Source organism: Clostridium sp. UBA4395, assembly GCF_002390995.1.
In the GTDB taxonomy this organism is placed as follows: domain Bacteria; phylum Bacillota; class Clostridia; order Clostridiales; family Clostridiaceae; genus Clostridium_J; species Clostridium_J sulfidigenes.
On sequence record NZ_DGRF01000048.1, the window covers coordinates 40,130 to 52,531 of the forward strand.

Genomic DNA, 12,402 nt, shown 5'->3' on the forward strand with positions numbered 1-12,402 from the left:
TGTAGTATCATTGCCAAAGTGATAAATTGTAATTCAGTTTTATAACCAATTTTTATATATTTCTTTAGCTGGCATTGGCTTTGCAAAGTAATATCCCTGAATCTCATCACATTGTAATTTTCTTAGACATTCCAATTGTTCTTTTCTTTCAACCCCTTCAGCTATTACAGGAACCCCTATTGCTTTAGCAACGGTAATTACAGCCTTAACGATTGCATAATCATAGTTATCTTTATCTATTAGGTCTACTAAAGGTTTGGCTATTTTTATCCTATCTACTGGTAACTGCTTTAAATAATATAAAGAAGAATATCCAGTGCCAAAGTCATCAATAGCTATTGAAATACCCATCGCATTAATCTTTAACAATGTATCTTTAACTTTTATATCTTCTTCCAATTCTAAAGTCTCTGTAATTTCAATTTCTACTTCTTCAGGTGCAATTTGATATCTTTCCATGATTTCTTTTAATTTTATAATAAAACTATTATCCTTTAACTGTCTTACAGAAACATTGATTGCAATTCTAAGATGTTTTTTAGTTTTTTTCTTCCACTTGGATAGCTGTGCCATGGCATTTTCCATAACCCAATATCCTATGGGAATTATAAATCCTGTTTCCTCTGCAATGGGAATAAATTCACCAGGAGAAATGAATTTTCCATCATTTCTTTGCCAGCGCATAAGTGCCTCAAAGCCTATAATTCTTTCATCTTCAATGGAGACTTGTGGTTGATAATACAATTGAAATTCTTCATTAAAGTCAGCTTTTTTAAGCATAATTTCAATTTCATTTTTAGCAAATGCTAATTCTCCTAGTTCTTGTGTAAAGACCATTACCCTATTAAATCCTAATAGCCTAGCTTGTAGCATGGCTATATCTGCATGTTTAATCATTTCATCTCTATTTTTTGCATCAAGGGGATATATAGATATTCCTACATTTAAAGTAACTCGTATATCATACTCTTCAATGGTAAATATGTGACTACAGGCATGTATAAGATTTTTAGCCATTTCTAATCCATCTTCATAGGTATAGGAACCTCCCTTGGCAAAAACAAAAACATCTTCACCAAAGGAAGCTAAAATATCTTCTTCTCTATAGACATACTCTTTAAGTCTCTTTCCTATTTCCACTAATACTTCTTCCCCAATATAATTACCAAACATGGTTTTTAACATTTTATATTTATTTAAATCAATGTAAAAAAGAATAATATTTTCATCTTTCTTCAGATTATTAATATTTTTATCTATCTGCTGAAGAAAATATCTCCTACTATGTAATCCTGTAACTACATCTTTATTTATCAAATCATTTAACTCTTTTGTTCTTTCCTGAACCTTGCTTTCCAACCTTAAGTTTAATTGCTTTTCATTTTTTAATAATTCTTCTTTAAGTATATTGGTTTGAACATGATTTGAGTGTATATAGTAAAAGGTAATAACAATAAGCATTAATAATAAATATTCTAACTGCACCCCTTTAAATAGGATTAAAATTATTGGAGCAGTTAATAATAAAAGCCCCTTTTTATTTCTACCACTATTCATGAATTCAGTTCGTTCTATCTTATGTTGAGTTTTAATTTTAATAATTGACCCTATAGCTGCCACTCCAAAAGCAATTACATATGCAGCATCTAATAATGAATTCGGCTCATATAGGCTGTAAAAATATTCATAATAATAAATAATATCAAAAACTATATAAAGTATATATGAACCAGCTGTAACCCCTAAATATAAAGGTATCTTCCCTTTTCTTATAGACAAGAACCAGCTAGCAACCCATATAAATATTAAAAAGTCTACAAATACACAAATCATAAAAATCCAATCACTTTTCATAAGTATTGCATTTTGCATATCAGTATTTAAAAATATAACCCAAACTAAAGTCATAGTACAGATTGTTATTGCAACAGTATCTATTAAAACCTGGGTTGCATTCCATTTTTTAAATTGATGATATCCACCTATAATTAATGAACATAGTAACAGTACATTAGTTAATAAATATCCACTTACTATAGCACTAACTTGTTCTGGATTAATTTTCAGAATTATAGCTTCCACTGCCCACATAACATCACAAACAGCCCAGTTTAAAATACTTAGAACCAAAAATATTCCCGAAGTTTTTAATGTCTTATTTTTCTCCTCAATATAAAAACCTTTAAAAACATAATAAGCTGCTATAAAGGTTACAATGGGAGATAAAATGTTCCCAAAAAAATTCGATTTTACAACGGTTGCTCCGAAATAGGATAAATATAAAATTGCTATTAATACCACTGTCAAAACTTTCTTCATAATCCATTTCTCCCTTACAATCGTAGAAATATAATATATAACTTATTTCCCATATAGAATATAGGTTTTCTATTCTTAAATGTAATATCTATTATTCTTTTTTTAGGATGAAAATCCTTTATTTATATAATAAAAATTTTCATTTATAATTTCATTGAAGTTAATATAGGGCATGTAAATATAAAATTGTATGAATATATTAATGAAATCATATGTAAATATAGAAATATTTGTATAGATAACTATATGACTATTTCTATATTTACCTATTTACCTATTTACCTATATAAATAGTTAACTAGTTAACTATTTGTTGTGTTCATGCGGGTTTCAATGATTATTCCAAAAAAAAGTAACAGGGTGAGCCCCCCTCCCATTCTATGAGAGGATGTCTCACCCTGTTACAAAAAATGAAAAAACAATGGGCCAGCCCATTGTTTTTTGGCGGGAATATGTGAGAATCGAACTCACCCGTCGTGGTCTTAGCACGGCAACTCGGTTTTGAAGACCGGCAGGCACACCAGCACCTATCTACTCCCATATTATTTCCTACACTTGGTATTATAAGATGTAATAGATAAAAAATCAAGTATTAAAATCATCAATACTTGATTTTTTTCACTATTAATACATTACTCTATCATTTTCTACACGTTTAGTGAATTTTATACTATCTAGATGTTCTAGGATAGCAATGGTATATTTTCTGTTACTTTCAAAGATTTCTTTAGCTGTAGCTGCTGATATAGAGCCATTTTCAAGGATATAATTTCTTACCTTATTCTTAGCTTCTTCATAATCTTCCTTAAGAAGAGTGCAGTCTTCATTTAATTTAATTAAAATTTCCTTATCTATTAGAAGTTCATATACCATCTTAAATCCAGCTCTATCTTTTTCCCCTTGGCCTAAGTCTACATATTTAGGAGGTGTAAACTTTAACTTTTTATATTCATTTATTATAAAGTTTTTCATTCTTTCTTGTTCTTTATTCAAGGTTACATTAAAATCATATAGAGCTATAAACTTTTCACTTACTTTTAATGTTTTCTTTTCTACTAACATGTTTAATATCTCATCATAATTCTTTTGTTTTAATTTTTTAGTAAATATTTTATTTTTAGCTTCTTCCTTAGACATTCCAAATTTTAATGGATTCTTTTTATGGAAATCTTCTATGAGTGCCTTTAATTCTTTTGTTTTATCCTTTAAGAAATCTTTATGGATGAATATGCTATTATCCTGTCCACCTAGTCTTATTATGGTTCCTTGATGTTCTAAAGCTTTTAATTCCTCTTCTATGTTATCCATGTTTTTACCAAGACTCTTTAATATAGCTAAAGAATCTGGATAGGTATCGCTTAAATTTTTCACTGTATTTTCTAAAATATTAGTAGATTTACCACTTTCTTTTAATTTTAATTCTTCTAAATACTCAGCAGTAACCTTCTTAGATTTTTTAGCATTGGGCTCTATTATTATACCTCCTGCTATGGTATTCATAGGAGAATAGCTTCTTATGATGTAGCGGTCATTTCTTTGAGCTGTAATAGGCTTTTCTAATCTCAGTTGAACGTAAGCCCACTGTCCAGGTTTAATTTCTTCTTTATCTAAGGGTATAATTCTACAGATTATTTCTTCTGTACCATGATATAGCCTTACCCTTTGTCTATTTACTATAGATTTTTCAGCGGTTTTTATATGGTACAACTTACAATCTATGATTAAAGAGGGCTCCATAATATCTTCCTTAGCTACCACATTACCTCTTTGTAACTCTGACACCTTAATATTGGCAAGATTTATGGCACAACGCTGTCCTGCTTCTCCAAGTTCTGAAGGCACATCATGGACTCTGATTCCTCTAACCTTGGCCTTAACCTTACCGGGATATATCTCCACGGTATCACCTAGGGATACCTTTCCACTTATTATAGTTCCAGTTACCACTGTACCAAAACCACTTATACTAAAGGCTCTATCCACTGGTAATCTAAAATGACCTTCTGTATCCTTTGCTTCTACTTCTGCTGTTAATTTATCTATATCCACAATTAATTCTTCAAAACCCATTTTAGTCTTAGAGGATACTGCATGAATAGGTGCATCCTCTAAAAAAGTATCCTTAAATTCTTCCTTTATGTCTTCCTTTATCATATCTAACCAATCAACTTCCACTAAATCTGACTTGGTTAATACTACTATACCTTTTTTTATATTTAAAAGTTTTAATATTTCAAAGTGTTCCCTGGTTTGCGGCATTATTCCTTCATCGGCAGCTATTACAAGTAACACCACATCTATACTACTTATTCCTGCCAACATATTTTTAATGAATTTTTCATGGCCTGGTACGTCAATTATTCCTGCTCTTCTCCCTGAAGGTAAGTCAAAATAGGTAAATCCTAAATTTATAGATATTCCTCTATTTTTTTCTTCTTGTAGAGTATCTGTTTCCCTTCCTGTAAGAGCTTTAATTAAGGTAGTTTTACCATGGTCAATATGTCCAGCAGTACCTATAATTATATGCTTCATCTATTTTACTTCACCCTTTCAAAGCATCTGTTTTATAATAGAGCAGGTAGGTAGCAACCCACCTAATTGGTCTAATCTACTCTATAGCCTTAAAACATTGTACTATTTCATCAAAATCTTCTTTAAATAAGGTTCTTCCATCTAAAACTAGCTCATCATTATAAACCCTAGCTATTAGTGGAGTTTCTCCTAATCTAAGTTTTCTCTCCATATCCTCTGGAGAAAATTTATCACTGGTTACTTTAACTACATAGGTTTCAATTTTTTCTGTAGGCATAGACCCTCCACCTACCATGGATTCACCTTTGTCTATATAAAATTTAAAGTCTTGAGTCTTACTTTGCAACTTCCTCTTTAGAAGTATACATTTTTTCTTTACTTCTTCCTTAGGCATCAAAATCATATTTAAAGATGGAATATTATCTATAGCTTCTTTTTCATCTATATAATATTTTAAGGTACCTTCTAACGCTGCTAAAGTCATTTTGTCAACCCTTAGGGCCCTAGTTAATTGATTCTTTTTCATTCTATCTATATATTTCTTTTTCCCAACAATGATTCCTGCCTGTGGACCACCTAGCATCTTATCTCCACTAAAGGTTACTACATCAATACCTTTTTTTATGCTATCTTGCACGGTAGGTTCATAGGTAAAACCATATTTACCAAAGTCTATAAGAACTCCACTACCTATATCTTCTACCACTGGAATTTCATGCTTTTCTCCCAGTTCTACAAGCTGCTCTAAGGACACTCCTTCTGTAAAGCCTAAAACTTTAAAGTTAGAGGTATGAACCTTTAAAAGTACTCCTGTATTTTCTCTTATATTATTTTCATAATCATATAGATGAGTTCTATTAGTAGTTCCTATTTCCACTAGCTTAGCTCCACTAAACTTCATAACTTCTGGTATTCTAAATGAGCCACCTATTTCTACTAGTTCTCCTCTAGAAACTATGACTTCCTTTTCCTTTGCTAAGGTATCTAGAACTAACATTATAGCTGCTGCATTATTATTTACTACCATGGCAGCTTCTGCGCCAGTAACCTTTTTAATAATTTCTTCTATGTGAGAATATCTAGAACCTCTTTTCCCACTTTCTATGTCATATTCTAAATTATTATAGCTACCTGCCACTGTTATCACATTTTCTATAGCTTTTTTTCCTAAAAGTGAACGACCTAAATTAGTATGTATAACAGTTCCTGTGGCATTTATCACCCTTTCTAGGTGCATTTTGTTTTTGCTTTCTAGAGTATGAACTGCAAAATCTAGTACTTGCTCTGTATTTAAACTATCTACATTGCCTTTTAATATACCATTTCTATAAAATTCTATTGCTTCCCTTAAGGATTCTAAAACTATGGTTCTAGAATTTTCTTCTATTAACTTATTTACTGATTGAAGTTTTAAAAGTTCATCTATCTTAGGTAATTTTCTTAATAATTCCTTATTCATTTTACTTCTCCCATGCATTTTTAATAAGATACCAATAATTTTACAACTATCTATTCTACCACTAGGGGTACTTCACCCTTTTCAATTACTTCACCAATAATAGCAGGTTTTATATCTAACTTCATTAATCTTTCCATCATAGACTGAACTTGATCTTGAGGAGTAGATATTAATAAACCTCCTGAGGTTTGCGGATCAAATAAAGCATCCTCTAACCATTCTGGAATATTCTCTAATTTATATTTGCCATCTAAATATCCTTTATTGTTATAAGTTCCTGCAGGCACTAAACCCATCTCAGCATATTCTCTAGCACCTTTAATCACTGGAATTTTATCTTTAAATAACTTTATAGTGATATCAGAAGCTGAAGCCATCTCATATCCGTGACCCATTATTCCAAAGCCAGTAACATCTGTGCATGCATTTATGTTGTAATCTACTATAATTTCACCTGCATATTTATTTAAGGTACTCATAACCTTTACAGCTTCATCATATACTTCCTTTGATGCTATTTCTGCCTTTATAGCTGTATTAACAATTCCTGTACCTATAGGCTTTGTTAATATAAGTACGTCTCCCACCTTACAACCATGGTTTTTAAGGACCTTTTCAGGATGTACTATCCCCATAACAGATAACCCATACTTAGGTTCGTCATCTTCAACAGTATGTCCACCAATCACTACGGCACCTGCTTCTATGACTTTATCAGCGCCACCTTTTAAAATTTCTCCTAATATATCTATATTAAGGCAATTAGGAAAGCAAACTATATTCATGGCTACTGTAGGCTTTCCTCCCATGGCATAAACATCACTTAGGGAATTTGCAGCTGCTATGGCTCCAAATGTATAAGGATCATCTACCACTGGTGTAAAGAAATCTAAGGTTTGAATAGCTGCTATATCCTCTGTTAGCCTGTAAACTGCTGCATCATCAGAAGTTTCTATTCCTACTAATAGGTTTTCATTTGACATTTTAGGTAATTTGTCTAGTATTTTTGAAAGGGTCTCCGGCCCTATTTTCGCTGCTCATCCAGAGGTCTTTGAAAGTTCTGTTAATCTTTTTGACATGGTTTTACCTCCTTATTTTATAATAAAAACAAACACTATTTTTTATTAAATTTAACTTTATTTAGTATTGAAAATTATACTAATTCTTTAATAATTCTATACTAATACTCATTTTATGTCTACCTTATCTCTCAATTTCTCTAAGGTTTTTACTCCTATACCCGTTATATTTGTCAGTTCATCTACGGAGTTAAATTTTCCATTTTCATTTCTGTAATCGACTATACTTTGAGCTTTTACTTGACCAATACCTGGAATGGTCATTAGTTCATCCACCGTTGCTTTATTTATATTTATTTTTCCTTTTGAATCTACAGCTCCTGTACCCTTTTCCTGCTGTTTTTCAACTTCAATTTCTGAATCTAATACTTCTTCGCCTATTTTATATATTTTAATACATTGTTCATCTTCTAGTATTTTAGAAAAATATATCTTCTCCTCATCTGCTTCTGGTGTTAGTCCCCCTGCTATTTCAATTAAGTCTCTTACTCTAGAACCTGCTTTTAATTCATACTCTTTAGGAGCTTTCACTGCACCTTTTATATCTACAACTATTTTATTATCATTTATATTTTCTTGATTTTCACTATTTTTTTTATTACTATCTTTATTACTATCTTTATTCTCAGTATTTTCATTTTCTCCATTACCTTTTGAATTTTGGCTTTGAAAATACTGTTGTTCATCAATGAATACCTCTTTATATTCTTCTTCTTTATTATGATTAATTATGTATCCTGCTACCAAAAATATAATGCTAAGTATTAATATGGATAATGCTCCTATTATTTTTTCTTTTAATTTCACTTTAATACACCTCTCAATTAACATCTTATCCATATTTTTTATAAATTATTATCGTACTTCCAACTTTTTTTTGATATAATTATGTATTATGTGTTAAAAAAGTTACTAGATAAAAATTAAATATGTATAGTAAGGAGATTTCTATGAAAAAACTATTATTTATCATATTATCATTTTTTGCTATAACCCTATTAAGTTATGGTAATGCATATGCATACTCAGATCCACCTTCAATAACTGGTAAAAGCGTGGTAGTTATGGATGCTAATACTGGGGCAGTGGTCTATGGGAAAGATGAAAATAAACCTTATCCACCAGCATCTACAACAAAACTAATGACAGTACTTCTAACTCTAGAAAATTGTGATCTAGATGAAGTTGTAACTGTAGGTGAATTTCCTCCTACCATTGAGGGTTCAAAAATCTATGTAGATGTGGGAGAAAAGATGACTGTAGAAGAAATGTTATATTCAGTAATAATGGTTTCTGCAAATGATTGTGCTGCTGCTCTAGCAGAGCATATCTCTGGCTCCATTGAAGAGTTTGCCGTATTAATGAATCAACGTGCAAAGGAACTGGGCTGTAAAAATACCAACTTTGTAAATCCTCATGGACTTTATGATGATAAACATAGAACTACAGCTTATGATTTAGCTCTTATGGAAAAAGAATTATTAAATCACGAAAAATATATTGAAATATCTAAAACTAAATCTACCTTCTTACAGCCTACAAATATTTTTAAAGAAAAAAGACCTCTTTGGAATGATAATAGACTACTTCACGATGCTTATGAATGCTATTATCCAGATGCCATTGCTGGTAAAACAGGCTATACTGATGAATCTCGTCATTCTTTTGTAGCTTCTGCTTGTAAGGGCGATAACAAGTTTATAATAGCAATATTATTTGATGAAAATAAAGCCTATTATGATGAAACTCCTAAACTTTTTGATTGGACCTTTAAAAACTTTTCCACTGAAAAAGCTTTTTCAAAAGGTGAAGAAATAGGTACTTACGAAACTACTAATGGTTCGATTATTCCTTTATTGGCTGATAAAAACATACTATATACAAAGGATAATAGTTCTAAAGAAAAGCCATCAATAGTAATTAATAAGGATACTCTTAGTAATAAATTTTTTAATAAAGGTGAGCCTATTACTACTGTTGTAGTTAATTATAATGGTCAAATCTATCACAGTGAGGTTTTAAGTGGTAGTGATTACGAAGAAGAAGTGCTTCCTGTAGTTGGAAATTTAGTTACTACAAAAGATAACACTATAAGCTATAAAAATCTATTTATGATTATAGGTGGAATAGTTTTAGGAATTATTCTTCTAATATTGGCTATTATATATATTATTAAAAAAAGAAGATTAGCCAAAAAACGAAAAAAACTTTTCTCTTCTTATAATTCATACAAAAATAAATATTAATTTACCAAAATATAAATGGCGCTGCATTATTAACTAATGAAGCACCATTTCTTTATCCCATGACTTCCAACTCTAATACTCCTATCTTTTTCAACGTGGGAGTAAAGAGCTGCTAAGTCTCCGGCTATGAATTTTCTATTTGGATTGAAGGTTATGTATAAGCTTTGTCATATCCTCTGGCAGAGTACTTTCAAAGTTTAAAATCTCACCACTTCGAGGATGTGGCAATGTTACAGCATAAGCATGTAGAGCTTGACGACTTATTAATTCTTCATCATTAAAATCACTATAGAGTTGTTCTCCATATATAGGACACCCTACATAGCTTAAGTGTACCCTTATTTGATGAGTTCTTCCAGTCTCCAAGACCAATTCTACTAAAGCTCCCTCTTTATAGCTCTCTTTTATCTTGTAATGAGTAATACTTCTTTGACCATCTTCTAAAACTGCTCTTTTTATTGTTTCATCTGTAGGTCTTCCTATAGGTAAGTCTATAGTACCTTCTTGATTTTCAAGGTTTCCATGAATTATAGCTAAATAAGACTTTTTAATTAAATTCTTCTCCATGGATTTTGCTAAATTCATGTGAGAAAATTGATTTTTAGCTATCATAATAAGTCCAGAAGTATCTCTATCTAATCTACTAACTAATCTTACTATTGAATTATCATTGTTACTTCTAAAATGATGAATAACTCCATTGGCTAAGGTTCCCATAGGATGACTTTTAGTTGGGTGAACTACCATAAAAGGAGGCTTATCAACTATTAATAGATCATCATCTTCATAAATAACCTTTATGTTTAAATCTTCACCTTCTATATTTTGGCTTTCCTCTGCATTAACAGTAACTTCAATAACATCATCTTCTTGAAGTTTATAGTTAAGCTTTACTTCCTTACCATTTACTCTTAATCTTCTATCCATAGCGGAACCACGAATGAATCTACCGGAAAGACTTAAATTCTCCTTCATGTAGTCTCTTATCTTCACCTCCTGGCCTTCTTTTCCTACCTTATATGTAATAACACTCATATTCTAGTCACCTCTATTTATAAATATTTAAGCCTCCTTGTGTAGGAGGCTTAATCATATACTTAATTATTCTACTATTGCTATTACTTCAATTTCTATTAAAGCATCTTTGGGTAATTTACCTGGTTGAACACAAGATCTTGCAGGTGGATTTGCATTGAAATACTTCCCATATACTTCATTCATGGCTGCAAAGTCATTCATATCCTTTATAAATACCATAGTTTTTACAACTTTATCTAAGGATGTACCAGCCTCTTCAAGAATAGCTTTAACATTTTCTAAGCACACAGCTGTAGCCTTTTGTATATCATCATTTACTAATTCTCCAGCTTGATTTATTGGTAATTGACCTGAAGTGTATAGTAAATTTCCTACCTTAACTGCCTGTGAGTATGGTCCTAAAGCAGCAGGTGCTTTTTCAGTGTTGATTATGATTTTATCCATTTTTTTGCCTCCCCAAATTAAATTATTATATATTATTAGATAATTTTTACCTAGTAATATCAGTTTCTTTTAGTAACTAATAAATAATTTCTAGCTTTAATGGTATCTATATGCATTATTGAGTTTCTAGATAAAATATACGTTATAGTATCGTCAAAGGATTTTAAAAGAGCTTTATCTAAATCCTCATAGGCTAAATTCCTTAATTCTTCCACACCTTTAAAATTTCTTGAAGGCTCTATGCAATCAGCAATATAAACTATTTTTTCTAATGTTGACATATTTTCTCGTCCTGTAGTATGATATTTTACTGCATTTAAAATATCTTCATCTTCCACATGGAACATTTCCTTTGATATATATGCTCCAATTAAACCATGTAAAAGCTGAGGAGATTTGTAATATATATCTGAAATAATTATTCCATTACTCCTTGCTTTATTAATTAAATCATTGGCAGAAAAATTTTTAGCACAATCATGACAAAGCCCAGCTATTCTACCTTTATTAGGATTTATACCATAATGTTTTGCAAGGTCTTCACTAGTTTTCATTACACCTAAACTATGGTTATATCTCTCTTTGGTAAGATGAATTTTTATATAATCTTTTATTCTATTTTCCTGCCACATACCTTACACCTTATTTCTATATAAATTATATTGATTAATTACCTCCTCTACCCCTCGGGGAAGAAGGTAATTAACCGTTTTATCTTCTGAAATTTTCTTTTTAATTTCTGTAGATGATATATCTAAAAGAGACATTTCTAACAAGATTATCTCTTTGCCATACTCTTTCTCTAAATCCCTTTTCATTTTTAATACATCATCCATAGCATATCCAGTTCTAGAAAACACAACTAAAGTGCAGTTATCTAATATTATGTGAATATTTTTCCACTGCCTTAAAGTCATTAAACTATCTACTCCAACTAAGAAATACCATTGAGTATAAGGTTCTCTATGGTTAAACTGCATTAGAGTATTATAAGTATAACTTAAACTGTCACTTTTTATCTCAAAATCACTTATGGAGAACTTTTTCTCACCTTTTATGGCCTGATAAACCATTTTATACCTAATTTTCTCTTCTGTCACAGCCCTAGCCCTTTTATGTGGCGGTCGACCATTTGGCATAAATATGACTTCATCTAGGCTTAAATTATATAGTGCTTCATAAGCTATATGAATATGTCCTATATGTATAGGATCAAAAGTTCCTCCAAAAATCGCCTTTTTCATGCTATTACCTCTTTAAATTATAATACCATATATGAAGTATT

At 30.8% G+C, this 12,402-nt stretch carries 10 protein-coding genes and 1 tRNA gene; 1 reads left to right on the forward strand and 10 read right to left on the reverse strand.

Annotated elements, in window-relative coordinates:
• Positions 1–39: 39 nt before the first annotated feature.
• From B2694_RS07780 to B2694_RS07805, 6 genes are all read right to left on the reverse strand, one after another.
• Positions 40–2,319 (reverse strand): bifunctional diguanylate cyclase/phosphodiesterase, encoded by a 2,280-nt coding sequence (locus B2694_RS07780; RefSeq protein WP_346885256.1) that lies wholly within the window; start codon positions 2,317–2,319, stop codon positions 40–42.
• Positions 2,320–2,761: 442 nt separating this feature from the next.
• Positions 2,762–2,858: transfer RNA gene (locus B2694_RS07785), tRNA-Sec, on the reverse strand.
• Between the two features lie 85 nt (positions 2,859–2,943).
• Complete coding sequence (gene selB, locus B2694_RS07790) at positions 2,944–4,851, reverse strand: selenocysteine-specific translation elongation factor (protein ID WP_346885257.1); 1,908 nt, start codon at positions 4,849–4,851, stop codon at positions 2,944–2,946.
• Positions 4,852–4,927: 76 nt separating this feature from the next.
• Positions 4,928–6,310 carry an L-seryl-tRNA(Sec) selenium transferase gene (gene selA / locus B2694_RS07795; RefSeq protein WP_346885258.1) on the reverse strand — a complete coding sequence of 461 codons (1,383 nt, stop codon included), beginning with the start codon at positions 6,308–6,310 and terminating at the stop codon, positions 4,928–4,930.
• Positions 6,311–6,360: 50 nt separating this feature from the next.
• A complete protein-coding gene (selD, locus tag B2694_RS07800; RefSeq protein ID WP_346885259.1) occupies positions 6,361–7,389 on the reverse strand; it encodes a selenide, water dikinase SelD in 1,029 nt (342 codons plus the stop codon).
• Positions 7,390–7,497: 108 nt separating this feature from the next.
• Positions 7,498–8,229 (reverse strand): helix-hairpin-helix domain-containing protein, encoded by a 732-nt coding sequence (locus B2694_RS07805; RefSeq protein ID WP_346885260.1) that lies wholly within the window; start codon positions 8,227–8,229, stop codon positions 7,498–7,500.
• Positions 8,230–8,339: 110 nt separating this feature from the next.
• On the opposite strand from B2694_RS07805, the gene B2694_RS07810 reads away from it, so the two are divergent.
• Positions 8,340–9,635 carry a D-alanyl-D-alanine carboxypeptidase family protein gene (locus tag B2694_RS07810; RefSeq protein WP_346885261.1) on the forward strand — a complete coding sequence of 432 codons (1,296 nt, stop codon included), beginning with the start codon at positions 8,340–8,342 and terminating at the stop codon, positions 9,633–9,635.
• Between the two features lie 135 nt (positions 9,636–9,770).
• Here the strand turns inward: B2694_RS07810 and B2694_RS07815 are convergent, their stop codons facing one another.
• From B2694_RS07815 to nadD, 4 genes are all read right to left on the reverse strand, one after another.
• Complete coding sequence (locus tag B2694_RS07815; RefSeq protein ID WP_346885262.1) at positions 9,771–10,670, reverse strand: RluA family pseudouridine synthase; 900 nt, start codon at positions 10,668–10,670, stop codon at positions 9,771–9,773.
• A 66-nt stretch (positions 10,671–10,736) separates the two neighbouring features.
• Positions 10,737–11,117 (reverse strand): RidA family protein, encoded by a 381-nt coding sequence (locus B2694_RS07820; RefSeq protein ID WP_035128819.1) that lies wholly within the window; start codon positions 11,115–11,117, stop codon positions 10,737–10,739.
• 59 nt (positions 11,118–11,176) lie between these two features.
• Complete coding sequence (yqeK, locus tag B2694_RS07825) at positions 11,177–11,749, reverse strand: bis(5'-nucleosyl)-tetraphosphatase (symmetrical) YqeK (RefSeq protein ID WP_346885263.1); 573 nt, start codon at positions 11,747–11,749, stop codon at positions 11,177–11,179.
• A gap of 3 nt (positions 11,750–11,752) precedes the next feature.
• Positions 11,753–12,361 carry a nicotinate-nucleotide adenylyltransferase gene (nadD, locus tag B2694_RS07830; RefSeq protein ID WP_346885264.1) on the reverse strand — a complete coding sequence of 203 codons (609 nt, stop codon included), beginning with the start codon at positions 12,359–12,361 and terminating at the stop codon, positions 11,753–11,755.
• Positions 12,362–12,402: the final 41 nt, after the last annotated feature.